Origin of the sequence: Negadavirga shengliensis (genome assembly GCF_042652345.1) — a bacterium.
GTDB lineage: Bacteria > Bacteroidota > Bacteroidia > Cytophagales > Cyclobacteriaceae > Negadavirga > Negadavirga shengliensis.
On the sequence record NZ_JBHSJJ010000020.1, the window covers coordinates 1 to 25339 of the forward strand.

At 46.6% G+C, this 25339-nt stretch carries 22 protein-coding genes; 7 read left to right on the forward strand and 15 right to left on the reverse strand.

Annotated elements, in window-relative coordinates; all coding sequences use genetic code 11:
• Positions 1 to 271: 271 nt before the first annotated feature.
• The 3 genes from ACFPFU_RS22990 to ACFPFU_RS23000 all read right to left on the reverse strand — a co-directional run bounded on the left by ACFPFU_RS22990 (position 272) and on the right by ACFPFU_RS23000 (position 4960).
• Positions 272 to 2641 carry an ABC transporter permease gene (locus ACFPFU_RS22990; protein ID WP_377068587.1) on the reverse strand — a complete coding sequence of 790 codons (2370 nt, stop codon included), beginning with the start codon at positions 2639 to 2641 and terminating at the stop codon, positions 272 to 274.
• A gap of 68 nt (positions 2642 to 2709) precedes the next feature.
• Positions 2710 to 3408 (reverse strand): ABC transporter ATP-binding protein, encoded by a 699-nt coding sequence (locus ACFPFU_RS22995; RefSeq protein WP_377068589.1) that lies wholly within the window; start codon positions 3406 to 3408, stop codon positions 2710 to 2712.
• Between the two features lie 349 nt (positions 3409 to 3757).
• On the reverse strand, positions 3758 to 4960 hold the full coding sequence (locus tag ACFPFU_RS23000) for an efflux RND transporter periplasmic adaptor subunit (RefSeq protein ID WP_377068591.1): 1203 nt from the start codon (positions 4958 to 4960) through the stop codon (positions 3758 to 3760).
• A 708-nt stretch (positions 4961 to 5668) separates the two neighbouring features.
• Here ACFPFU_RS23000 and ACFPFU_RS23005 point away from each other — a divergent pair.
• The 5 genes from ACFPFU_RS23005 to ACFPFU_RS23025 all read left to right on the forward strand — a co-directional run bounded on the left by ACFPFU_RS23005 (position 5669) and on the right by ACFPFU_RS23025 (position 11194).
• A complete protein-coding gene (locus ACFPFU_RS23005; protein WP_377068593.1) occupies positions 5669 to 7057 on the forward strand; it encodes a sigma-54-dependent transcriptional regulator in 1389 nt (462 codons plus the stop codon).
• Positions 7047 to 8402 carry a sensor histidine kinase gene (locus tag ACFPFU_RS23010; protein ID WP_377068595.1) on the forward strand — a complete coding sequence of 452 codons (1356 nt, stop codon included), beginning with the start codon at positions 7047 to 7049 and terminating at the stop codon, positions 8400 to 8402. The genes ACFPFU_RS23005 and ACFPFU_RS23010 overlap by 11 nt, the downstream gene beginning before the upstream one ends.
• Positions 8403 to 8482: 80 nt before the next feature.
• Positions 8483 to 9307, forward strand: a complete 825-nt coding sequence (locus ACFPFU_RS23015) for a LytR/AlgR family response regulator transcription factor (RefSeq protein WP_377068597.1) — start codon at positions 8483 to 8485, stop codon at positions 9305 to 9307.
• A gap of 56 nt (positions 9308 to 9363) precedes the next feature.
• Positions 9364 to 10515 carry a serine hydrolase domain-containing protein gene (locus tag ACFPFU_RS23020; RefSeq protein ID WP_377068599.1) on the forward strand — a complete coding sequence of 384 codons (1152 nt, stop codon included), beginning with the start codon at positions 9364 to 9366 and terminating at the stop codon, positions 10513 to 10515.
• Positions 10505 to 11194, forward strand: a complete 690-nt coding sequence (locus tag ACFPFU_RS23025) for a hypothetical protein (protein ID WP_377068601.1) — start codon at positions 10505 to 10507, stop codon at positions 11192 to 11194. The genes ACFPFU_RS23020 and ACFPFU_RS23025 overlap by 11 nt, the downstream gene beginning before the upstream one ends.
• Before the next feature lie 139 nt (positions 11195 to 11333).
• Here the strand turns inward: ACFPFU_RS23025 and ACFPFU_RS23030 are convergent, their stop codons facing one another.
• From ACFPFU_RS23030 to tamL, 3 genes are read right to left on the reverse strand one after another with little or no spacing between them, the layout of a single operon-like run.
• Positions 11334 to 11933: a phosphatase PAP2 family protein gene (locus ACFPFU_RS23030; protein ID WP_377068603.1), complete on the reverse strand. Its 600-nt coding sequence runs from the start codon at positions 11931 to 11933 to the stop codon at positions 11334 to 11336.
• A complete protein-coding gene (gene hemF / locus ACFPFU_RS23035) occupies positions 11930 to 12841 on the reverse strand; it encodes an oxygen-dependent coproporphyrinogen oxidase (protein ID WP_377068605.1) in 912 nt (303 codons plus the stop codon). The genes ACFPFU_RS23030 and hemF overlap by 4 nt, the downstream gene beginning before the upstream one ends.
• 25 nt (positions 12842 to 12866) lie before the next feature.
• Positions 12867 to 15296, reverse strand: a complete 2430-nt coding sequence (tamL, locus tag ACFPFU_RS23040) for a translocation and assembly module lipoprotein TamL (protein WP_377068607.1) — start codon at positions 15294 to 15296, stop codon at positions 12867 to 12869.
• A gap of 6 nt (positions 15297 to 15302) precedes the next feature.
• On the opposite strand from tamL, the gene ACFPFU_RS23045 reads away from it, so the two are divergent.
• Together ACFPFU_RS23045 and ACFPFU_RS23050 are read left to right on the forward strand one after the other, a co-directional pair.
• The gene (locus tag ACFPFU_RS23045) at positions 15303 to 16055 is read left to right on the forward strand and encodes a TrmH family RNA methyltransferase (RefSeq protein WP_377068609.1); all 753 of its coding nucleotides are present in this window, start codon (positions 15303 to 15305) and stop codon (positions 16053 to 16055) included.
• A 25-nt stretch (positions 16056 to 16080) separates the two neighbouring features.
• The gene (locus ACFPFU_RS23050) at positions 16081 to 17076 is read left to right on the forward strand and encodes a bile acid:sodium symporter family protein (protein ID WP_377068611.1); all 996 of its coding nucleotides are present in this window, start codon (positions 16081 to 16083) and stop codon (positions 17074 to 17076) included.
• Between the two features lie 213 nt (positions 17077 to 17289).
• Here the strand turns inward: ACFPFU_RS23050 and ACFPFU_RS23055 are convergent, their stop codons facing one another.
• From ACFPFU_RS23055 to ACFPFU_RS23095, 9 genes are all read right to left on the reverse strand, one after another.
• Complete coding sequence (locus ACFPFU_RS23055) at positions 17290 to 18090, reverse strand: queuosine precursor transporter (RefSeq protein WP_377068613.1); 801 nt, start codon at positions 18088 to 18090, stop codon at positions 17290 to 17292.
• On the reverse strand, positions 18091 to 19005 hold the full coding sequence (locus ACFPFU_RS23060; protein WP_377068615.1) for a ribonuclease Z: 915 nt from the start codon (positions 19003 to 19005) through the stop codon (positions 18091 to 18093).
• Positions 19006 to 19019: 14 nt separating this feature from the next.
• Positions 19020 to 19397 (reverse strand): STAS domain-containing protein, encoded by a 378-nt coding sequence (locus tag ACFPFU_RS23065; protein ID WP_377068617.1) that lies wholly within the window; start codon positions 19395 to 19397, stop codon positions 19020 to 19022.
• Positions 19398 to 19523: 126 nt separating this feature from the next.
• Positions 19524 to 20459 (reverse strand): phosphoribosylaminoimidazolesuccinocarboxamide synthase, encoded by a 936-nt coding sequence (locus ACFPFU_RS23070; protein ID WP_377068619.1) that lies wholly within the window; start codon positions 20457 to 20459, stop codon positions 19524 to 19526.
• 74 nt (positions 20460 to 20533) lie between these two features.
• Positions 20534 to 21643 (reverse strand): toxin-antitoxin system YwqK family antitoxin, encoded by a 1110-nt coding sequence (locus ACFPFU_RS23075; RefSeq protein ID WP_377068621.1) that lies wholly within the window; start codon positions 21641 to 21643, stop codon positions 20534 to 20536.
• A 48-nt stretch (positions 21644 to 21691) separates the two neighbouring features.
• On the reverse strand, positions 21692 to 22876 hold the full coding sequence (locus tag ACFPFU_RS23080; RefSeq protein ID WP_377068746.1) for an acetyl-CoA C-acyltransferase: 1185 nt from the start codon (positions 22874 to 22876) through the stop codon (positions 21692 to 21694).
• A gap of 49 nt (positions 22877 to 22925) precedes the next feature.
• Positions 22926 to 23534, reverse strand: coding sequence for a hypothetical protein (locus ACFPFU_RS23085; RefSeq protein WP_377068623.1), 609 nt, complete (start codon positions 23532 to 23534; stop codon positions 22926 to 22928).
• Positions 23524 to 24180 (reverse strand): tetratricopeptide repeat protein, encoded by a 657-nt coding sequence (locus ACFPFU_RS23090; RefSeq protein ID WP_377068625.1) that lies wholly within the window; start codon positions 24178 to 24180, stop codon positions 23524 to 23526. The genes ACFPFU_RS23085 and ACFPFU_RS23090 overlap by 11 nt, the downstream gene beginning before the upstream one ends.
• 19 nt (positions 24181 to 24199) lie before the next feature.
• Positions 24200 to 25165 carry a vWA domain-containing protein gene (locus tag ACFPFU_RS23095; protein WP_377068627.1) on the reverse strand — a complete coding sequence of 322 codons (966 nt, stop codon included), beginning with the start codon at positions 25163 to 25165 and terminating at the stop codon, positions 24200 to 24202.
• Positions 25166 to 25339 lie beyond the last annotated feature (174 nt).

Here is a 25339-nt window from a genome sequence, read left to right on the forward strand (position 1 = left end):
GGACTGATTCTGTCAAAATCAATTTCACCGACTTCGTCGCAATGGAAAATAAACAGCGAAGTGCCAAAAATAACCCTATTCATTCACTGTCAAGCTTGTTCTATACAAGAAATTAGCCAAACTTAAGCCATGGGTTAAAACCCATGGTTAATAGTTCGGCCGCTCCTACGGAGCTTTTTGTTAATTCAGAAGAGAATAGAAAGTTATTACACCGCCTTATAAAAAAAATTGTAGGGAGCTCCTTGAAAACCCCCGACTCCCGGTAAGGCCCTTACTCGCTTTTCAAGGTAGCTGCCGGGTTGATCCGGGAGGCTTTGAGGGCCTGGAGGGTGACCGTGAGATAGGCGAGGGACAGGATCATCGCCGCGGCCAAAGGAATGAACCACCACTCAAAATCTATCCGGTAGGCATAGTTGGCCAGCCAGTTTTGCATCAGCCAATATGCCAAGCCAGAACCCACCAGGATCGAGACCGCCACGATGACGACAAACTCTTTGTTGATGACATGGAGAATGGACATGGTGGAGGCCCCCAGCACCTTTCTGATACCGATCTCTTTGGTTTTCTGTTCGGCGATATGGGCGGAGAGTCCCAAAAGGCCCAGGCAGGAAATCAGGATGGTCAGGATGCTGAAGTACTTGGCCAAGTCCCTCACCCGCACATCTTCATTGTACAGCTTCGCGTAATTTTCATCCATAAACGAATAAGTGAAGGGGAAATCGGGGTTGATTTCTTCCGCCACCGCCTGTATGGCAGCCAGGGTGTTCTGGATATCCTGTGTTTCCACCCTGATAAAGGCCTCACCGGCAAACTTGGGATCCAGCAAAATGATGGCGGGCTCCATGTTTTGACGGAAACTTTGGAAATGGAAATCCTCCACCACTCCGGTGATGTTCCGGTCATCTCCCCATAAATTGAAGCTACTGGCTTCCGGGCTGTCCTGGGTGATCAGTTCGTAGGCCCTTTTGTTGATGATCGCCCCCTGCAGGGAATCGGCGCCCCTTTCGGGCGAAAAATCATCGCCTTCGAACAGCTTCATGCCCAAAGTTTCCAAAAAGCCGTAATCCACCCTCATGATTTCAAACAGCGCGGTAAAGTCCGGGTCTTTTCCTTCCCAGGACACGCTTCCCGTATTGCTGTTTCTGCCCAGCATGCTGTGGGAGGACCTTGTCATGGATTGGATTCCCGGCTGCTGGGATAACCGGTTTTTGAAAACTTCATAATTTTCTATCAGCCGGCCTTCCAGGGGGACCACCAACAGTTGCTCTTTGTCATAACCCAGGTTTTGGTTGAGGGCGTAGTTGATCTGCTGGTAAACCACCACTGTGGAGACGATCAGGATGGTGGCCAGGATAAACTGAAAAAGCACCAGGCCTTTTCTGGCCAGTACCACGTTTTTTGAAGAGGAGATCTGGCTTCTGAATACGGACACCACCCGGGTGGCGGAAAGGTAAAAGGCGGGATAGCTGCCGGCCACCAGCCCGGTGAATACCATCACGCCGGCGAGCTGTAGCCAAAAGATGCCGCTGTCGTAGGGTATGGACATGTTTTTACCCGTCAGTCCGTTGATCAGGGGCAGGGTGAGTTGGACCAAAATCACCGCAAAAACCGCGGCCAGCGCTGTAAGCAAAAGGGATTCGCTCAGGAACTGCCGGACCAAAGCGCCTTTTTCGGCTCCCGCGACTTTTCTCACGCCCACTTCTTTGGCCCTTTTTTGGGATTTGGCCGTGGAAAGGTTCATGAAATTGATGCAGGCGATCAGGAGTACAAACAGTCCGATGAGGGCAAATAATTTCACATATTCGATCCTACCTCCTTGTTGGATGCCGTCTTTGAAGCTTCCATAGAGGTAGGTGTCCTGTTGCGGAAAAGCAAACAGGGCAACATTGCTCCCCTCGTTTCGCTGTAGGATAAAATCCTTGATGTCATTGGAAAACTGCTGGGCATCCGCGGACTCAAGAAGCCTGACAATGGTATTGGGGCCGTTGTTTCCCCATTCGTGGAGCCAGGAGTTGTAAGGTTTGTCAAACATCACCTGAAAGGGCAGGATATATTCGAACGGCTCGCTGATATGGCGGGGCAAAGAAGCCAACACGGCCTGGACCTGGAAGGGATCTTCGCCGTCAGCGTCCTTCAGTACCACCGTTTCTCCGATCACATCGGTTTTGCCGAACAGTTTGACGGCTGCTTCCTCGGTAAGAAGTATATGGCTTTTCTCGGTGAGCAAATTGGCCCGGTCCCCATGCAGCAAATCGTATTGCAGGATATGGGGATAGTCGGGTTCGGCATAAAAGCCGTTGAGCTTTATCCTGTTGTCGCCGTGGACGAAAAGATGGGGCTGCATCCAGGAAAAGCAGGCGGCCCTTTCCACCTCCGGATATACCTCTTTCAGTTCCCGGGCGAGGATTCCCGGTGTAGAGCGGGTGGTGAAGATCTCCGCACCATAGCGCTGGTGTTCCATGATGCGGTACGCCTGGTTGATTTCCGGGAAATCCCTGTCCATGGTCAGTTCACTCTGCACCCATAACCCTATGGAAATGGCTGCCCATAAACCAAGGGCAAGACCAAACAGGTTGATGAAAAAAGTCAACTTGTGTTTGATGAAGCCTCTTAACGCGATTTTAAAATAGTTTTTGTACATGGGGGAAGTGGGAAAGTTAGGAGCCGGAAGTCCGAAGTTTGGCTTGTGTCGGACTTCCGGCTTTGCACTTATATATGAAACTGTTCGCGGATGTTTTCGGTCACCACTTTACCGTCAAAGAGGTTGATGATGCGGTGGGCATAGTTGGCATCATGGGGGGAGTGGGTCACCATCACGATGGTGGTGCCTTCATTGTTGAGTTCTTCCAAAAGCCGCATGACCTCTTCGCCATTGGCGGAGTCCAGGTTACCGGTAGGTTCATCCGCAAGGATGACGGCGGGTTTGGCGATGATGGCCCGGGCAATGGCCACCCGCTGCTGCTGGCCACCGGACAGCTGTTGGGGGAAGTGGTCCCTTCTGTGCATGATGTTCATGCGGGTAAGTACCTTTTCCACCTTTTGTTTTCTTTCGTTGGAGGGTATTTTAAGGTAAAGCAGCGGCAATTCCACGTTTTCAAAAACGGTGAGCTCATCAATGAGGTTAAAACTTTGAAAAACAAACCCAATGTTCCCTTTTCGCAATTGGGAGCGCTGTCTTTCCGAAAACCTGGCTACTTCCTTGTCCAGAAAATGATATTCGCCCGTATCCGGGTTGTCCAGAAGGCCTATGATATTGAGCAAGGTGGATTTTCCACAGCCTGAGGGGCCCATGATGGCCACGAATTCCCCTTTTTTGATTTCGATGTGGATATCATCGAGGGCGGTGGTTTCCACCTCTTCTGTGGTGTAGAGTTTTTTGAGATTGACGGTTTTGATGATGTTTTGCATGGTGTATGGTGCTTTTATTGATTACTTGTTTTTTCATGTTTGGTTGTTTCCGTTGGGATTTTGTCATGGTTTTTGCTTGGTTCCCCCGCAAAAACACACGCCAAAATCCTGTAAAGTCCGTTCCGTAAGGTCCGGGGATTATCATCCCCGGTTACCATGGTTTCACCCGCTCCGCGGGTTTTGTTACCGTTTAAATCTTCGATAACCGGCACCGGACCCCGTTTTTCTAAGTTTCCGCTCATTGGCTACCGGGAGGATAGGTATGGGGTATGCGTCAAATCAGCGGTGATACCACACACTTACTTTCCTTCGGTGTTTCAACTTCCGACTCCCTGTTTCCCTCTTCTTCCTACTTCAGGTTGAGTACCTCGTTTTTGCCGAAATTCTCATATCCGCTTACGATCACCTTTTCTTCCATTTCCAATCCTTCGAGGACTTCATAGTATTCGGGGTTTTTGCGGCCCAAACGGATGTTCCGCTTTTCGGCTTTTCCGCTTTTTTCGTTTACCACAAACACCCAGTTGCCTCCGGTATCCTTATAAAATCCCCCTGTAGGCAGTAAGGTGGCTTGTTCGCTTTCACCCAGTTCGAGGCGTATTCTCACGGTTTGCCCTCTGCGTATCCCGTTAGGCACCTCACCGGTGAATTCCATGTCCACCTCAAACTTACCACCGGTAACATTGGGATATATTTTGGAGATTTCCAGTTCATACGATTTTCCAGAGAACGTAAAACTGCCCTTCAATCCCGTATATACCCGGGGCAGATAAAGTTCATCAATAGGCACCCTGGCTTTGAATTTATCGAGGATATCGATCTGTCCGTACCGCTGGCCCGCGCTGATGGATTGACCCACTTCTATCTGTTCTGTGGATAATTGTCCGGTGATGGGGGCTTTTACCACCAGGTTGTCAAGGATATGGCCTACTCCCTCCAGCGACTGGTTCATCCGTGCTTCAGAATCATGAAGTTGCTTTTTTTGGATCGCCCGGGCGATGGAGTCATTTCTATAAGACTCATAGGTCAGTCTTCGGCGTTTGATGTTGTAGTCATACTGTTCCCTGACTTCTTCCAGTTCACGGTCGGAGATCAGTTTTTTGCTGTGCAGTTCCTGGAACCGTTCGTATTGGGGTTTCAGCAGGTTGATTTGGTAGTCGATTTCAGCCAGGGCAGCCTGTTGGCTCAGGTCATTTTGGTCCAGCATCAGCCTGGTCTGCCGGAGGTTGTTGATCTGAAAATAAAGATCGGTTTCCCGTTGCATCACATCCAGCTGCAGGTTGGAATTGGTCAGTATCAATATGGTGTCCCCGGTATCTACCATGGCGCCGGACTCCCGCACGATCCGTTGGATGTTGCCCCTTTCTATGGCATCCAGGAAAAACACTTCGCCGGGCTCTATGGTGCCGTTGACGGGTATATAGTCCGTGAATTCTCCGCCTCTCACCGTGGCAATGGTGATCCGTTCCCTGCTTACGTTCATGGAAGACCTGGCGTCTGCAAATACCAACTGGTATACTACAAAAACGACCAATAATATACCTCCTGATATCATTGTGATAAACTTTGGGGTCCAGGTCTTCTTTTTAATCTTTCTGTCCATTACTTCTGCTGCTTCTTATTACAAGTTGATTGATGATAGCCAATTAATATGCCATGCCTAAAATCCCTCCCAGTTCACCCAACGGGCATTATTACCTAAATACTTGGCTCGGATTTCGAACAAAAATGATCGCTGGCGGACGATTTTTTCTTATTGATCTGTAAATGAACCTTCGAAAAACCTTGATCAAATATCGGGAAAATTGCCTAAATTTCCTCTATGGACCGTTTTCGGGAAAATTTTGTCCGGAGGTTACAGTTCGGTACAGGTTTTGGCAGATGAATGATAAATTATGAGCGGGGGAAAATAGTGGTTGTTGTGGTTGTCATGGTTGTCGTGGTTGTGATGGTTGGGGAGTGGATGGGCTTGTGTTTTAGGTTTTTTGGGAAGCCAACAGCTTCAGCAACAAATATTTATCCGCTGTTCCCGACCTGAGGCGCGGGACAGGTTAAGGCCAATAAAAAATAGATTGTAAACATATGAAATCGAGCATGACGGAATCGTCACACGGAGGGATGCCCCCCGATAACTATCGGGGCTATCGGGGGCGAGATTCTCCCGAATCGGGTTCCCCGAAACAAGTTCCCCGAATCGAGTTCGGGGCAGGCAGGGGCAGGCCAGGCCAGGCTATATGGACAATTAAGGAACAATTATAAACATATGAAAGAACAGAAATCAGGGAAAATTCTTGTTGTGGACGATAATGAAGATTTGCTCAAAGCGGCCAAGATATTTTTAAAGAGACATTTTTCCCAAGTGGATACGGAAACCAACCCGGGGTTACTTCCCATCCTGATGGTCAACGAACAATATGATGTGATCATGCTGGACATGAACTTCACCAAGGATGTCAGCAGCGGCCAAGAAGGATTTTATTGGTTGGACAGGATCCTGGAGATAGACTCCACCGCGGTGGTGGTTTTGATTACGGCATATGGAGATGTGAATACAGCCGTCAAAGCCATTAAAGAGGGGGCCACTGATTTTGTATTGAAGCCCTGGGAGAACGAAAAGCTTTTGGCCACGCTCCATTCGGCGCTGAAACTGCGGCAATCCAAACTGGAGATTTCCAACCTCAAAACCCAGCAGGAACAGCTCTATCTCGACATAGACAGCAAGTTCCAGGACATCATCGGGCAGAGTGAGGCCATGGTGAAGGTATTTGAAACCATCGAACGGGTGGCTGTGACAGATGCCAATGTGTTGATTCTTGGAGAAAACGGGACCGGAAAAGAGTTGATCGCCAGGTCGATCCACAGAAATTCGAAAAGGCACCGGGAAGCGTTTGTCGGAGTGGATCTGGGTTCCATCACCACCTCGCTGTTTGAAAGTGAATTATTCGGCCATAAGAAAGGCTCATTTACCGATGCAAAGGAGGACCGGGTGGGCCGGTTTGAACAGGCCAACAAAGGCACCTTGTTTTTGGATGAGATCGGCAACCTGCCATTGCCTTTGCAGGCCAAGCTTCTGGCAGTTCTCCAAAACCGGGAGGTGACCCGCGTGGGTGCCAATAAGCCCATCCCCATCAATATCCGGTTGATTTCCGCTACCAATATGCCGATCCATAACATGGTATATGACAATACTTTCCGGCAGGATTTGCTGTACAGGATCAACACCATTGAAATCACCCTTCCCCCTCTGCGGGAGCGTTTGGATGACATACCCCTTCTGGCTAATCATTTTATAGAGATCTATTCCAAAAAGTACAATAAAAGTATCCGAAAAGCAGGGGAGGCTTTGACCAAACGCATGCAAAAATACCATTGGCCCGGCAATATCCGCGAGCTTCAGCACAGCATAGAGCGGGCGGTCATCATGACCGGACACAGTGTGCTGCAGCCTGAGGATTTGTTTATGCAGAAGCAGCTGACGCCTGAAAAACAGGATGAAATGGTGAGTCTGGACCATTTGAATATTGAGGATGTGGAGAAGATTCTGATCCGTAAAGCGCTTCAAAAGCATAACGGTCATATTACCCGGGCTGCAGAAGAACTGGGGCTTACCCGTTCATCACTGTATAGAAGACTCGAAAGGTATGGGCTTTAGATCATTTTCTCTGGGAATCCTCATCAGGGTCATCGCGATCGTGGTCACGGCCTACGTAGGGCTTTACTTTTTTCTTAAGGAAAACTCCGTGGCCCAGGGCCTTGTATTCGTCATCATCATTATTTTCCTGGCGTCGAACCTCATTTCTTTTGGGAACATCACCAACAGAAAAATCACCCGTTTTTTGGAATCTATCCGGTATTCTGATTTTTCCTCCTCTTTTACCAAAGACAGCAAGCTGGGCCGGTCATTCAGAGAGATGAACATGTCTTTCAATGAAGTGATCGAGGCATTTAAAAAAACCAGGGCAGAAAAGGAAGAACAGATGCTGTTTCTCCAGATCATGATCCAACATATCAACACGGGCATCATTTCATTCGACAGCAGGGGGAAAATCGGGGTGATCAACGGTGCGGCAAAACAGCTGCTCCAAATCCCACAGTTTAAGGACATCAACGATTTGGGTAAAATATCCATCGAGCTCCTGAAAAACGTGCTCCGGCTCCCGCCAGGCGGCTCTTTTTCCATCAGGATCAACAACGAGCTCCACCTCAATGTCCAGTCGGCCGCTTTCAAAATGGAGGGCCAAAGCTGGACGCTGCTGTCCTTCCAGAACATTAAAGCCGAGCTGCAAAAAAATGAACTCCAGGCTTGGCAAAACCTCACCAAGGTACTCAGACATGAAATCATGAATTCCATGACACCGATAGCCAGTTTGGCGAGTTCACTCGGATCCATACTGGAAGAGGACTTAAAAGAGGAGGAAAACGGAAATCTGGTGATGGATAAGGACAGTTATCTTGACCTCAGTGAAGGTTTGGAGACCATATCCAAGCGCAGTGCGGGGCTGGTCAGCTTTGTCAATGCCTATAGGGATTACACCAATATTCCGCAGCCTGTTCCCTCCTTTTTTTCCATCAGGGAGCTTCTTGATAATATCTGTGTGTTGTTAAAGGAAGAGATGGTGCAGGCGGGTATACATTTAAAAGTTGAGGTAGCGCCTTCCAATCTGAATGTGTATGCCGATCAGGATTTGATCCAGATGATTTTGATCAATTTGATCAAAAATGCGAAGGAAGCCATGGAGAACACCTACAACCGGACCATTATATTGAAGGCGGGGGTCAACAAGCAATCCTTTCCTTTCATCCAGGTGATCGATCACGGAGAGGGGATTGTCCCGGAAGCCATGGAGCGGATATTTGTTCCGTTTTATACCACAAAAAAAACCGGCAGCGGTATTGGTCTGGCCATATCCCGCCAGATCATGAACCTTCATAAAGGTAGCCTGGGAGTAGAATCGGTGGTGGGGGAAAGAACGGTGTTTACTTTGGATTTTGGGTGACAGCATCTCAGTCAGGGCATACCAAAACCTATGGACAAAAACCATTACTTGGCCATTATAAAGGAAGTTATCGGCAATTCATGCAAGCCAGATTATCGTCAAATAGCGTAAGCAACACCTACAAATGGTCAGTCACTGTTTTGTCAGGACTGTTCATGTTCATCGTGCTGTACGTTTACCGCGCTTACCATATAGACCAGGTACCGGCCTTTTCAGGACATAGTATGCTTTTCAGAGCATTGACACATTCCTCCATAATATCCATCGTTTTCTTTATCCTCGAATTTTACGTGAGTCGACACCTACAGGTAAATCAACAGGTTAAACCATTCATAACAGCCCTTATAGCTACATTTATAGGTCTTAACCTGACTTTTCTGGCATTCAACTATTTTTATCACTGGACAGAGTTGTATTGGAGCAGCTATTTCCAATTCTTATATGAATATCCACTGGTCATAGCTTTTCCGGTGACCTTGAGCCTTTTAATAGATCGGTTATCGAGCCATTCAAGAACCAGGTCAGATCGCATCATTACCATTACTTCAGAAAATAAAAAAGAGCATTTTCAAATCAAGGCCGCAAACCTTCTTTTTATTAAATCCGCAGATAACTACATTGAGATTTTTTACATTTCTATGCAGCAGGTAAACAAACATCTCTTGCGCAAAAGTTTGAAAGATATTGAGAAAGAGCATCGGCCAAATCCGTTTCTAGTAAGATGTCATCGAAGCTATATGGTAAATCCCGGAAACATCGATCATGTAAAAAGATCCAATAACAACCTGGAGTTAAATATTTCCGGCGTCACAATTCCCGTCTCAAAAAAATATGTCCAGAGCCTAACAGAGAAAATCCCTCAATTGTTTACCCCTCATCCGGAAATTTCGTCCCAAATCGTCTGAATTTGTTGGCCCTGCACTTTGCCCGTATTTTCTTGTTTCACGAAATCTGATAGGGAATGAAAAAAATTGTTCTATTTACTGTGATCATCGGTGTGGTAGCGGCTTCTTGCACTGAGCAAAAACGCAAAAATATAGACTCGCAGACACTCAGGCTTGACAGTCTCTTTAATCATGAACACATTTCCGGGAGATTTGATGGGACAGTTGTAATTGGAAAGAAGGGTGTCATCCTATATGAAAAAGCGATCGGCATTTCTAATCGCGTATGGAATATCCCTATGCGTTTGGACCACCGGTTTGATATTTGCTCGATCAACAAATCTTTTGTTGCCACACTTATCCTCATTGCTGTGGAAGAAGGCAGGCTTTCACTTGATGACCGTCTTGTTGATCACCTGGAAGTATTTTCATATTCGGGGAAATTTAATCCCGATATCACCATTCATCAGATGCTCACGCATACTTCCGGGCTTCCGGATTATGGGCAAACTCAGCCTGATCTGTCGGAAAACCTATTCCGGATGTTCAAACGAAAACATTTTACCAACGCGGAATATGTTGATTTCATCAGTAACGTCCAAGCCGTAAACGACCCAGGAGTGCAATTCTACTATAGCAATTTCGCCTATCACTTGCTCATTATTCTTCTTGAAGGCTTATATCAACTGCCCTTTCCTGAGTTGCTGGACCAAAAGCTTTGCAAGCCGCTCGGGCTTCTACATACTTTTAGCACCGTTTCTAACGGAGAAGTATTTGAGAAAATGGTGGAAGGTTATAATTACGAAGAAACTACGGATAGCTGGAAGCGCAACCAGTTTATCGACCTGACATTAGGCAGAAGGATATTCTCCACAGCTCATGACCTCTATTTGTGGGGATTAGCAATGGACTCTCCTTCAATTCTCAGTGTGGAATCTGCGAGGCTGATGCACGCCAACCACCTGAAGGATATTACTTATGAGTTCTCTTATGGATACGGATGGGTAGTATTTGATGGTAAGCGGCCCTATCGAATGGGAGACCTGGGAATTGACAGAAAGTACATCATTCACGGAGGAGCAACTGAAGGATTCAAATCCATGCTAATCAATATTGAAAATGGAGAGTATATCGTCGCTTTCCTTGCCAATACCGGCGATCAAACAAACGAAATGGAACTGGCAAAAAAAATTGCAAACATCTTAATCAATTCAGAAAATGAAAACTAGACTAATTATCTTTTTAAGCATCATATTGACCGTATCGTTATCTGCAAATGCACAATCAGTGGTTGGTTTCTGGACTGTCGATCAGGTAAAGGTGGGAGACAAAAATTTAACTCCCGTTGCCAAATGGTTCAAATATCATATAGACCATACCTATCAAGCTGGAAATGGCTGGACACAGAATGATATTGGTACTTGGGAATATGACAAAGAAAAAAACGAATTCCTTCCCGAAAGCAAAAACGGTAAGGACGAATACGGCCCGTTCAAGGTGTCGTTTTCAGGCGAGAAGATGACTTGGGAGCGAATGGAGGATGGTATGCATGTGACAGTCTCTCTCTCTGAAATCACCGAAATGCCCATGTCTCCCAAAGACAGTATAGCCGGAAGCTGGGAACTGATCTCTGTAATTAAAAACGATGAGGATATTACAACATCCTACGACCCGGAAAACAAAGAGACAATACTTATTCGCTGGACGGAAACTTACCGTAAAACGAACCCGGACGGCTCTCAATCATTTGGTTTTTGGCACATGGATGCGCATGATCCCGAGTTTCACCTGATTGATTTTAACAGGGAGGTCGATTTTCAGGTTTTTATCATTTCATTTAAAGATAATTTGGTAGTAATGAAATCGAAAAAAGACAAGGACATGACGTTAACATACAAGAGGAAATAAGGCCGATAACAGCACCTAAGAAAACACGGGGAGGACTGGAGTTTCCGCAAGGTTTTCAAGGTCACCTATGCCATAAGCAGACAGGTAAGGTGCTCCGAACCCCCACGTTTTTAGTTGCGGCCCTGTGAACGGATCCAGTCTACCGTTTATCGGTGTCGACCCGATGTGTTTTGCTATGCTTGGTAACCATGAATTTCAGCTTTTGGATGGTGAACCATGCGATTCCCCCGGCCACCACACCGACAAAAGCGCCGACCAGGATATCACTGGGATAATGGACGCCCAGATAAATCCGGGTGTATGAAATGACGGCCGCCCATAAAAACAGCCAGATGAATCCTTTTCTTTTGGAGCCCACTACCAGATTTAAATAGGTTGCCAGTGCAAAAGTATTGGCTGCATGAGACGAGGCGAAGCCGTATTGTCCTCCGCATCCCGCGTAATTAACGATGGTATCGGCCCACCTGGGGTCATGACAGGGGCGCAGGCGTTCAAAAAATGGCTTCATGAAGCCCGAGGTGAACTGATCGGCTATCAGAATCGCCAAGGCAATGCCGAATACATACCAAACGGCTTCTTTCTGGTATATCCGGACCAATTGATAAATCAAAAAAAGATAGAGCGGTATCCAAATGTACCTGCCGGTGAGGGTCATCATCACCGGATCAAGCCAATCGGCGTGAATGCCGTTCAAATAGATGAAGAGTTGTTCGTCCCAGGCTTTAAGCTTTTCGATCATGACGGTCTGTTTATCCAATCCATATCTTTTTTCAGATTTTCCAGCGTAAACGCCTCCGGGGATCCGGGCTCAGGCTTTTGGTTATATTCCCATTGGGCCTGTGGAGGCATGCTCATGAGGATGCTTTCTGTTCTGCCATGGGTATCCAGACCGAATTTGGTGCCCGCATCCCATACCAGGTTGAACTCCACATACCGGCCTCTTCTAAGGGCTTGCCATTGGCGTTCCCTCTCACCGAAAGGAAGTTTAGCATTTTTAGCCATAAGATGCCGGTAAATTTTCGGGAAAAGATAGCCTACAGATTTCACAAATTCAAAAAGCTTTTCGAAGGACACTTCCTGATCCGCTGCCATGCGGTCAAAGAAAATCCCCCCAATACCACGGGTTTCTTTTCGGTGGGGGATATAGAAATAATCATCCGCCCATTTCTTGAACCTGGGATAATATTCGGGATGAAAACCGTCACACAGTTTCTTTATCTCCCGGTGGAAATAGGCTGCATCTTCCAGATCCAGATAGTGTGGGGTAAGGTCAATGCCCCCGCCGAACCAATAAGTCCCGTTGCTCATTTCAAAAAAGCGGATGTTCATGTGGATGATGGGCACCATGGGGCTATCCGGATGAATGACGATGGAAACACCTGTGGCAAAAAAATCAGCGGTTTCAAGTTGGAGTTTTTTAAGGATTTTTTCCGGAGTGGGGCCATACACCGCCGAAAAGGCCACGCCTCCTTTAGCGATGACATGGCCGGATTTCATCACCCTTGTAATCCCGCCTCCTCCTTCTGTCCGGGTCCATTCATCGGTTTCAAATTTGCCTTTGCCATCTGCTGCCTCCAGTTCAGCACAGATATGCTGTTGGATGGTTTTGAAATCCTGGGCGATTTTGTCTTTATCGATTTTGGTCATTTCTGAAATGGTTGATTCAATGTGCTTAAAAAGGATACCCAATGCCGATGTTGAACACCTGTTGCCCTCTTTCCCCGAATGGCCTGCTGAAGGAAATATTGTCCAGGACGAACCTTTCGCCTTCAGGTCTTGCGGGGTCGTACGCTTTGATTCCCATGTCCAGTCTGAGTACCAGAAATTCAAAGTCCATCCTCAAACCGAGGCCGGTGCCTACGGCAATCTCTTTATAAAATCTATCGACCCTGAAATCAGTTCCCTCACGGGTAGGGTCGGGTTCAAATGTCCAGGTATTGCCGGCATCTATGAAAAAAGCCCCGTCAAAATAGCCGAATAATTTCCGCCGGTATTCAAACATACTTTCAAAGAGAATCTCACCCGGCTGCTCAAAGCGGTAATCGAACGTACCGTCTTCCCGGCGTTCCGGTGTAAAGCTTCCCGGTCCCAGCCGCCTCGGCTGCCAGGCCCGGATGCTCGTGGAGCCGCCGGCGAAGAAATATTTTTCGTAAGGAAGGACCCCTTCGCTGATGCCATAAGGCTTTGCCAGACCTACGTTAAGCCTGTAGGCAAAAGTACTTCTGTTGTTCAAAGGTACATATCTTCTGAAATCGGACTGGAATTTCAGAAACTGGAAGTATTTCAGGTTGCGCTCTCCGAAGACTTCCGGGCTGTATAAATTAAAGGTGCTGCCCCCGCTTTCCGCAAAAATCCTCCAAAGCGAGGCACGGTTTCTTTGATAGAGGCCATATTGGTTGAAGTTGATGATGACCTGGCCTGAAACGCTGCCCACATAGGAAGGCAAAAAGGAATTGATCAGGTTATTTCCCTGATTCTGCAGGTCCTCCAGCCTCTCCTGAAACATAGGGTGCAATGAAGACCGGATAAGGTTGGCATCCAGAAGGTTGATGGAAAATTGCTGCCTCATGTTTCTCGTGGCCCAGTTATAGGCGATGATGGTATTCAAGGCGTCCCGCACGTATTCCGGGCGATTGACATAACTGTAACCCAGGAGCAACCTGGTGCGCGGATTATAGCGCCCGAATTTTTCCAAGGCACCAAAATTAAAAGGCACCAAAAACTGCGGAAAGATGATGGAACCTGAAGCACTCAATTCGCGGCTCCGGTACACTCCCCCTTCGGTGGTGGCGGAAGCCACCCCCTCCAAGCCGGCCCTGAAATTAAATTCAAATATTTCCAGTCCCCTGAAAAGATTTCTGTTTCTCAGCGAATGACTGAAAAATGGGCCCGGTAGCTGTTCCGTGACGCTTGCGCCCAATTGGTTGGTTATCTGGTATTTCTGGTTGGGCCGGGTGAAGATTTTAGTGGTGATGCTGCTCCCAAGTGTGTCAAATGATATGTTCACAAAACGGAAGATGTCCAGGTTCGCCAGTTGACGCTGGGTTTCGATGACATCCGTCCGGTTATAGGTATCTCCCTTGCGCTGGAAAATCCTGGAGTTGATGATTTTTTCTGCATAACGGTCCCTATACATGGTGAAGTGGATGCCATCCAGTTCCGTTTGTACACGTTCATCCGAAATCACATCGGTGGGACTGGCAATGGTAAAAGTCATGGAGTCGATGGTATATACTTTATGTCTTTCGCCGATTTCGGGTTTTCGGATCAACTGTTCGATGGTGACTTTTTTCTCCAGGGAATCCTTGTATACGTTGTATTCGATATAGGATTTGGAAAAAGTATAGTAGCCATTGTCTTTGAGGGCGTCTTCTACCCTTTGCCTCTCTTTGGTCAGATCTGACTGGCTGTACCGTTTTCCCGGTTTGATGAGTGAGGCATCCTTGTATCTATCCAATAATTTGTAGATCGCGTCATCATCGGACCTGCTGAAAGTACTGTCTATCAGATACGGGTCGTTCTCGTTGATCAGATAGGTAAGAAAAATCTTTTTTTTGCGGCGGGATACCTCCGTGCTTACTTCAGCTTCAAAAAAACCGTTGTTCATCAGGTAAAACCGGATCTGTCTTTCAGATTCCAACGTCTGCACACTGTCATAGATGGTCTTTGGGTTCCCGGTCCTCATGAACCAGTTGCCATACTCCAGCTTTCTTTCAAGGGTGTTTATTTGGGAGACGATTTTGTCATAACGTTTGGTATGTCTTTTGGTGGCTTTCTCACCGGTGATGAGTTGGACCAACTGTTCCCTTTCCTTTTCCAACTCTGTTTTTCTGTCCGCAATCCTGACACTGTCATAGGTCAATTTTCCGATGTCATATATCAAGACCCCTGGCGAAACGTTCAGGATAGGAATCCGGGTATTGGGTTTTTGCTGGATGAGGTTTCTGACAGACTCATTGTTACTCCGGTCTACCCCCTTGATGTTTACTTCATAAAGCAAATATTCACCGTCTTTTAATCCTCTCGTTAGGGAACAACCAGACAGTAAAAGGATGGAAAAAAGAAAGTTTATATATTTGACTTTATTCACTACAACACTCATGGGCTAATGCTAGGCAAAAATACGCTTAAGTTTATTAAATCCTTGCAACAGAAAAAATTCCGTAAACAAGAAAATGCTTTTTTTGTAGAGGGTGCTAAAAATGTAACGGAATTGCTGCAATCAGATTTTGAATGTATTTATTTACTTTATACCCCGCGGTTTAAAAGTGAATACCCTGACCTGGTCCGTTCCTGTGGGGGCCAAAAATATGAAACCACTGAAGCCGTCTTGGTCGCCACAGGGTCTTTTTCCAGCAATGATTATGCACTGGCAGTGGCCAGAATCAAACCTGATGCCCCCCTTCAGGTTGAGAAAGGGGAATTGGCGCTTGCTCTTGATGAGGTAAGGGATCCGGGTAATTTAGGGACCATTATCCGCATTGCGGATTGGTATGGCATCAGGAAACTCTATCTGTCCCAGCAATGCGCCGACTTTTACAATCCCAAAGTATTGAACGCCAGCATGGGATCTTTCTCGAGGGTATCTTTTCAATATGTCTCCCTTGAACCGGTGTTAAGCGCTATTGAATTGCCGGTCTATGGGGCTTTTTTGGAGGGTAAAAGCATTCATTCTCTTGACATCGAGCCGGAAGGTATTATACTGGTGGGCAATGAATCAAAGGGCATTTCCCCCGGACTTGAGCCCTTTGTCAGCCAAAAGGTAACCATACCCTCCTTCGGCCGGGCGGAGTCTCTGAATGTCGCGATTGCCACAGCCGTTTTGTGTGATAATTTCCGGCGGATGGGCGGATTATCCTAATCTGTTTGCTTAAATTTTGTAATCCATGTCTTCCATAAGTAAGAAATTAAATAAGGTAGGGCTCAATACCTTCTTTCTATTGTTGTTGTTCACCATTCTTCTCGCGTATCTTTTTCCGGAATGGGGTTCACCGGACAATACCATTCCCTTGGATGAGGTGACTTATTATGGGGTGTCCTTCATTTTCTTTTTTTATGGCGTAAAAATAAGTCCGGAAACCTTGAAGCTGGGGATGTCAAATTGGCGGCTGCATCTGTTGATACAGTCCACTACTTTTCTGGTTTTTCCACTTGTTATCCTGATTTTTAATTTTTTATGGGGTAAGGACGGATCACTGTTCTGGCTGGGGACTTTTTATCTGGCTGCCTTGCCTTCCACGGTATCCTCATCTGTGGTGATGGTATCCATAGCGGGGGGAAATCTCCCCGCGGCGATTTTTAATGCCAGCATATCCAGTATCGTAGGGATCTTCATCACACCGGTGTGGATGGAACTCTTTATGAGTACCTCGCAGGTGGATTTTGAATTGATTGATACCTTTATCAAGCTGATAAAGCAGGTGTTTTTCCCTGTTGTGGTGGGGTTCTTTTTGCACAAGCATCTTGGTTCGTTTGTGTTGAAATACAATAAGATATTGAAGAACTTTGACCAGACGATTATTTTATTGATTGTTTTTTCGGCGTTTGCCCAGTCATTTGGGCAGCAAATGTTTCAGGGGCAACGGGTTTCAGACCTTTTGGGATTGGGTGCTTTGATGTTGTTGTTGTTTGTTTTCATGCTGGCGGTAATGTATGCTTTGGGAAAATGGCTCTCGTTTAACAGGGAAGACAGCATTACGGTGCTCTTTTGTGGTTCGAAGAAGTCGTTGGTGCAAGGTGCGGTCATGGGAAAAATCCTGTTTCCGGATCCCATTGTTTTTGGGGTGGTTCTGTTGCCGTTGATGTTGTATCATACGCTTCAACTGATCATCGGAAGTGTTTTAGCGGAGAAATTGGGAAGTAAGCAATCCGGCTTTGACTGACGTTACTGTGTATGATTGTCCGTTGGGGTTGGATTTTGTCATGGTTTTTGCTTGGTTCCCCGCAAAAACGCACGCCAAAATCCTGTAAAACCCCGTCCATAAGATACGGGGATGACAATCCCCGGGTACAGTATTTTTCACCCGCTACGCGGGTTTTGTTGCTGTTTAAAATTTTCGATAACCAGGGCCGGACTCAGCTCAAGCAGGATGGTGCTATATGAAAGAAGTGTCTGTGGCCGCTTCCTCGGTCATTTTCTTTGAAATATCCTTGCCCAGGTAATTGTCAATGAGACCATGTCCTACATACAATAGGGGGGTCAATACAATGGCCACCGTAAATTTGTAGATATAATTGATAATGCCCACCGCGACGATCTGCTGAATCGACCAGTTGCCGAAAACATAAAAAGCGATGCCTAATACCACAAAGGAATCTATAAGCTGGGACACCAGGGTGGACCCCGTGGCCCTGAGCCAGATCATTTTTGCGCCGGTGATTTTCCTTAGCTTTTGAAAAATAAATACATCCAAGAGCTGTCCCAGCAAAAAGGCCACCAGGGAGCCGATGATGATCCCCAATCCTTGCCTGAAAATCGTATTGAAGGCGTAATCGATGTTAAAAGGATTGCCGTCATTATCCTGGGCGTTGACTTCCAGCCAAAACCCGGCAGGTGGGAGCTGCGTGACAAGCGCGATGACAATAAAGATATAGGCGATGAATCCTGCTGTAATGAAGCTTATTTTCCTGACCCCTTTTTTTCCATAGTATTCATTGATGATATCTGTGGTGATGAACACAACGGGCCAAATCACCGCTCCGGCAGTCAGGTTAAAATCAAGTATGTAATTATTGAAAAAAGTCCAGCCCACAGGCTCAAATCCCAGGGTCATCTCTCCGGAAAAAATTTTCACCCCAATGATTTCGGCAAGAATGGCATTGGTAAGGAATATACCACAAAGGATAATGAAAAGGTTGGTTTTTTTTGATTGGAATATTTTGTTGTTGGTTTCCATTTATCTGATGATATAAGACATGCCTTCTTCGCTTAAAAATGAAGGCGCAAAAATATTTCTGGCTTCTTCCAATAATGTCTGAAGGTCGCTATACCTTACGGAATAGTGGCCCAGCAATAATCTTTTGACGTTGGCGGTCCGGGCGATGTCCGCCGCCTCCTCGGTGGTACTATGGCCGGTCTGGATGGCTCTGTCCCTTTCGGCTGCCATAAAGGTAGCCTCATGATAAAGCAAGTCCACGTTTTTGATGTAAGGAATCAATTTGGGATCATAGATGGTATCTGAGCAGTAAGCATAACTTCTATTGGGCAGGAACCTGCAAAAATCTTCCGCTTTATAGATGATTTCCCCTTTAAGATTCCTGACGTCCTTTCCCTTTAGAAGGGTTTTGATTGCTTCCAAGCCAGGTTTATAGGCTATTATCTTTTCCTTTATCAGTTTTACCGGACGGCCCTTTTCTGCAAATAAAAATCCTGTGCAGGGAATGCGGTGCTGCAAAGGAAAGCTGTACACTTCCATATCGCCAAGATCCAAAAGGGAATTTTTCCCATCGTGGGTGACTGGATGAAAAGTCAGCGGGAATTTCAAGCGGGTTTGGGAATACCGCAGATGCACGGTAATGATTTCATCCAACCCTTTTGGGCCGTAGATTCTCAGTTCCCTTTCCCGGTTGTTGAGATGGAAAGTGGAGATCAGGCCCATCAGCCCCAGATAATGATCCCCATGCAAATGGGAAATGAAAATGTGGTCAATGCGCCCGTATTTGACTTTGTATTTGCGAAGCTGATGCTGCGTAGCCTCTCCACAGTCCACCAAAAAATAATGGTTGCCCCAATTTACCAACTGGGAAGACTGGTTTCTGCCATGAGCAGGGGCAGCAGAGTTGGAACCAAGGATAGTGACGCTAAAATCCAAATCCTATCGATGGTCTACTCTTCTTCCTTCGTATCATCACTGTCGATCTCGTGGATAAATATGGCCTCAGCAGCTTTCTCATTGTTATCCACCACCTTAAGTACCATATCTAACATGGAGATTTTGATGAGTTTTAACACATGTTCCTGAAGTGATGAAATGATAAAAATCCCGCCGTCTTCACTAAAAGTCCTGTTTCCTACGAGCAAAGCACTCAATCCGCTGGAATCGGCGTATTTTACCTGACTCATATCCAAAATGAGGTTCCTGTATCCTTCCGCATGCACGGTCAGCAACTCGGATTTGAGTTGGGGAGACAGGGTGGAATCGAGTTTTTCCTCCAGCATAGTGAATATTACGAATTGCTCCTTTTTATCTACTGTATATTTCATTTTAGTATTGTTTTCTGTTGGACGCCCGTTTGACCGGGAACAAAATCATCTCGGTCATCGGTCAGTGACGGGAACTGTTTTTAAAATTAGGATAAAATTCTGTTGCTGCCAAAATCCGGGAAGAAATTAAATGTGATCCAGGATTGCCTGTTCGATTCTTCCGGAAATATTTTCGTTTTCACCTGGTACAAAGGTCTTTCCGGTGATGTTTTCGTAAAGCTCCACGTATCTTTGGGAAATGCTTTCGACAATCTCCTCGTTCATCACGGGGATTTTTTGGCCCTCTTTGCCCTGGAATCCGTTTTCTATCAACCACTGCCTGACAAACTCCTTGGACAGCTGTTTTTGGGGCTGTCCTGCCTGTTGCCGTTGGGCATATCCTTCCCGGTAAAAGTAACGCGATGAATCGGGGGTGTGGATTTCGTCAATAAGCAGTATCTCATCCCCGTATTTGCCGAATTCATATTTGGTATCCACCAGAATCAGACCTTTGTCCTGTGCCATCGAAGTTCCTGCTTTAAACAGGTCAAAAGTGTACTTTTCCAGTAAGGCATAATCCGCTTCACTTACTATCCCTTTTGCAAGGATTTCGGCTTTGGAGATGTCTTCGTCATGTCCTTCGTCTGCTTTGGTGGTAGGTGTGATGATGGGGGATGGCAGGGGATCATTCTCTTTTAAACCTTCCGGGAGCTGGACACCGCAGAGCGTTCTTTTTCCCGCTTTGTACTCCCTCCAGGCATGTCCTGCCAAGTAGCCCCTGATGACCATCTCCACTTTGAAAGGTTCACACCTTTTGCCGATAGTGACGTTAGGGTGGGGGGAGGAAATCACCCAATTAGGGACGATATCTGAGGTGGCGGTCAGAAAATGGTAGGCAATCTGATTGAGGACCTGCCCTTTGTAGGGAATGGCGGCCGGGAGTACCACATCAAATGCGGATATCCTGTCAGTGGCCACTACGGCCAGTTTTTTCTCAAAAATATATACATCCCTGACTTTTCCTTTGTAAAAACCTGCTTGTCCCGGAAATCGGAAATCAGTTTCTTTAATGCCTTTCCTCATAAATTAAGTTATTAATAATAGCATCACAAAAATATAAAAAGGCCTTGGTTATAAGGTCTTTTTTGGCAGGATTTTTAACGGTGTTGGGTTTCGGCTATCTGTCTGCCTTTTTTAAAGACCCTTTCGAGGACCAGTTCACCGTTCTGATCATATTTTAAGTATTTACCTTCGGGCGTCCCATAGTAAAAAGGAATAATTTCATGGATCTGCCCGTTGGGATAGAAAGTTTTTGTCTGGCCATGCGCCTTTCCCTCTCTAAAAGCAACTTCTTTCAACACGGACCCATCCTCGTGAAAGCTTATTTCAGACTCGGGATGCCCTGTTTTTTTATTGTAGCGGGTCTTTTCCCTGACCTTTCCATCGGGGTAGTAACTGATGGTTTCCCCGATAGGCCGGCCTCTCTTGAAGGCAGCGGTTTCAGCAATCTGTCCGTCTTCATAATAAGAAACAAAAGCACCGTCGGCCAATCCCCGGCGGTAGTTCCCTTCAGTTTCCACTTGGCCGTTTTCAAAATACCTGGTAAATTTTCCGTGTTTCACCCCTTCTTTATAGTGAATATCGGAGGCTTTGGTCTCTTCCGGATAATAGGTGGTTTGCAGGCCTTCCGGTTGGCCGTTTTTATAGGTCATCGAGGAAATAAGCTGCCCGTTTTCATCATACTTTTTTTCGGGACCGTTCAAGAGGCCGTTTTCGAAATGGACCTCTTCTTTTTTGTTGCCGTTTTCAAAATAGGCCACATGTTCGCCATGGGGTTGGTTCTCTTTGAATTCGGTGATGCTTTTGACCGTGCCGTTTTCGTAAAAAGTCTTTACCTTGCCTGTGATCTTTCCGCCTTCATAACTTGCCAACTGGGCCACTTCCCCATTTTTATGGTAAGAAGTGGCTGTACCCCTTATCAGATCTTCCTGATAGAAAATAACACGGGCAGTATCCCGGGTGCCGGGAAAAAAATCCACAAAAGCACCTTCCTTTTTTCCATGGCTAAATTGTCCTGTCTGGAATAATAACCCCTCTTCATTGTACCGTTTGTACGTTCCGTGGGGCAGGCCCTCCGATGTTTCATAGATTTCCTTGACCAGGGTTTCTTCCTCGTCATAATAGTTGGTTTTCAATTCCTGAGAAAACGCTTGCGGATTAAAACAGAAAAGGGCAAGCCACAGGAAAAAGATATGGGGTCTGATCATTTTTTCAGGAATTGTTGATATATAAGTTGTTGTTCCCATCCCTGAGCTTCAATTTCCGGATCTTTCGATGACCATGGCGGAGGCTCCACCGCCACCGTTGCAGATTCCGGCCACCCCGATTTTTCCATCCCTGAGCTTCAATACAGAATAAAGTGTGGCCAGTATCCTTGCCCCCGAACATCCCAAAGGGTGGCCAAGGGAAACTGCTCCTCCAAAAAGGTTAAGTCTTTCCATATCGATGCCAAGTTCCCTTTGATTGGCGATGGCTACAGCGGCAAAAGCTTCGTTGATTTCAAAGAAATCCACATCTTTTTGTTCAAGGCCGGCATTTTTTAAGGCTTTTGGAATGGCCAATGCCGGGGCCGTGGTGAACCAAATGGGATCCTGGGCCGCATCGGCAAAGCCTCTGATCACGGCAATGGGCTTTGCTCCCAGAGCTTCCGCCTTTTCCCTGCTCATGAGCACCAACGCTGCGGCGCCGTCATTCATGGTCGAAGCATTGGCAGCAGTAACCGAGCCTTCTTTGTCAAATACGGGTTTCAGGGAGGGGATTTTTTCAAAATCCACTCTTTTGTATTCCTCGTCCTCATTGATACTCAGTATTTCCCCTTTCCTTCCTAGGATTTCGACAGGAATGACTTCCTCTTTAAAATACCCTTTGCTCCAAGCTTCAGCGGCCCTTTTATAAGATTGGATGGCATAATTGTCCTGTTCACTCCTGCTTATATTTTTTTGCCTGGAAGTATTCTCGGCGCAGTTGCCCATTGGGAAATTGTAGTAAACCTCATGGAGGCCGTCTTTGGCCAATCCATCTACGAGTTCACCGGAACCGTATTTGTATCCGAACCTTGCTTTTGGGATATAGAAAGGCACATTGCTCATGCTTTCCATGCCTCCTGCCACAATGACATCCTGTTGGCCACACATGATGGATTGGGCGGCAAACATGACCGCCTTCATGCCGGATGCACATACTTTGTTGATGGTGGTACAGGGGACGTCATATCCTATTCCGCCTTTGATGGCTGCCTGCCGGGCCGGGGCTTGCCCGAGGTTGGCCGACAGCACATTCCCCATCATGACCTCCTGCACCTCTTTTTCATTTATTCCCGCTTTTTCCAATGCGGCTTTAATGGCAATGCCTCCGAGTTCTATAGCCGTCAGTCCTGACAAATTGCCGCCATAACTTCCCAAGGGCGTTCTTACAGCTGATAAGATACATACTTCTTTCATCATGGCAGTCATTTAAAGTTATGGGTTTATAGGCGGTGCCCAAAGGATTTTACCAGTCAGGAAGTCCTCTGGCAGGTCGCTGAGTCGGTTTTTTTCTGTTTTGCTGGATATACTGCAATTCATTGCTGTTCATGGCATCCAGGATCTGTTCTGCCTGTTCGGGCGTGATGTTCATTTCTTCCAATCGTTGGCGCAGTTCTTCCATGGCTTTTTCCCTTTCACTCAGGTCGCTGTCCATGCTGCTGGGATCCTCAGATTGCTCGTCCTGCTGGGATTGTTCACCCCGCTGTTCTTCCATTTCATCCGATTCATCCGCTCCGTCTTCATCGGTTTGTTCGTCACCTTCCCCGTCTTTTTGCTCCTCGCTGTCCTGCTCCTGCTGATCCTGGGGTTGATCCCCCTGGTCCTGTTCCTGGTTTTGCTGATCCTTTTTCTTCTGGTCTTCTTCGTCCCGCTTCAGCTTCTCAAGCAGCGCATTCAACTTAGGATCCTCGGGGTATTTCTGTAGCCCTTCAGCCAGGATCTGGCCGGTGCCCGGCAGGTCTTCATTGACATACTGCTTGGCGGCCCTGTTGAAATAGTCGCCCTGCGTCTGAGCTTGCGCGCTACACACCAGAAGCGACATCATAAGGGTATAAAATAGGTGTTTAATTTGCATCGATTTCATTGATATCTCCCAGGTTATTTATAAACCCCTGATAATAAGAAACAGTTTCATCTATTTCCAAAGCCCTGTTCATAATCTCCAAAGCTTCCCTGAACCTGAACTGGTCCACCATTTCGTCTGCCTGGGCTTTCATTCTTTTGGCATAATTGGAAGGTTGGATGCTGTCCTCCTGATCCGATTTTTCATCTTGCTGTTCATCCTGATTTTGCTCCAGCCATCTGGCGAGTAGTTCGTAATTGTACCTGGCCACCTCATTGTCAGGGTTTTTCAGCAAAGCCGTCTTGAAATAGGAGAGGGCCTCCCGGTAAGCTTCATCCCTTCCTAACAGCACCCCATGTTGGTTGGCAGCGAAGGAGGGGATATGGGGGTGGCTTGCCCGTATCAGTTCCTCATAGGTCTTTTTTGCCTCCTCCTCCTGCCCGTTGTTCTGATAACTCAGGGCCAGGTTAAACCGGGCCTGGGGCGTATTCATATCATGTTCCGAAATCAGGGCCAAATGCTGTCTTACAGAGGCCTCAAAATCCGTTTCAGCATATGCTCTTTCGGCTTCCCTGATGGTCTGATTCTTTTGGGCAATTTGTTTCCAGGAACTGGGCAGAAAGAGCAAAACCACTAATATGTATTTGGACAGTAGCATTATTTTAATTGGGGGTCTTTTATATGGACAACGTTCTTACCGGCAACATCATATCGATCATGGCCAATATCAATGCGGCAAGCAGGAAATAGAAGTATTTGTTAGCAGAGGCCTCTACCATTCTGCTGGCCATTACCGTGCCCTCCAGCTTTTCCACCGCATTGATGAGCTGGGGTATTTCCTGGGAAATATCGCTGAGTTCAAAATATTCACCGCTGGTTTCGTTGGCGATCATTTTCAGATTAGATGCTTCCAGTCTTGTAACGGCGGGCCTGTTGGATTTGGGATCCATCACCACACTGCTGCCGCGTGGAATGGAAGTGCCGGTCTCAGTACCCACCCCGAGGCTGAATACTCTGATTCCTTCATCGGCGAGTTTGCTGAGTGTACCGCTTAGATTTTCTCCGAAATCCTCCCCATCACTGATAAGGATAATGGCTTTCGACTTGGGTTCCGGACTTTCATCAGCCTGGAACTTCTCGTAAGCAAGGTTAAGGGGGGCCGCTATGTCTGTCCCATAATTGGGTACAAGGTTGGTATTCAGGCCGTCCAAGTGCAACTGGATCACATTCTGATCAAAAGTGAGGGGGCATTGGATAAAGGCTTCAGAGGAAAAGATAATGATACCTATCCGGTCTGAGCTGAAGTTCTTCACCAGATTTTTCAATTCAAACTTGATGCGCTGTAACCTGCTGGGGCTGATATCCTGGGCATTCATGGATTGGGAGAGGTCAAGCGCCAAAAAAATATCCTTGCCTTCCTGCTTGATTTCTTTCATGGCACTTCCTATGGACGGGCCCGCCAGCGCCACCAAGAACAACAGAAAATAAAGACTTCGGAGCATCATTTTCCAGACAAGTCTTCTTTTCCTCACTTTCAGCTTTTGGTTGATTTTCCAGAAGCGGACTAGGTACAATGCATACAGTATAATGAAAACTGCTGTTAAAATTACAATAAGCCGGTTGTCGGTATATGCCCAAATCATGCCTTGAAATTAAATATTTATACTCAAAACGGAATAAATACGGGATAATTATTGAAAAGTTTTATTAACCCTTTTTTTAGAACATCCGTTATCTAAGTGAATGGCGTGGGCCAGGCCTACATACAGCGTCCCGACAACCCCGCTGGTTACCCGTATTATTTGATTAATTTTATG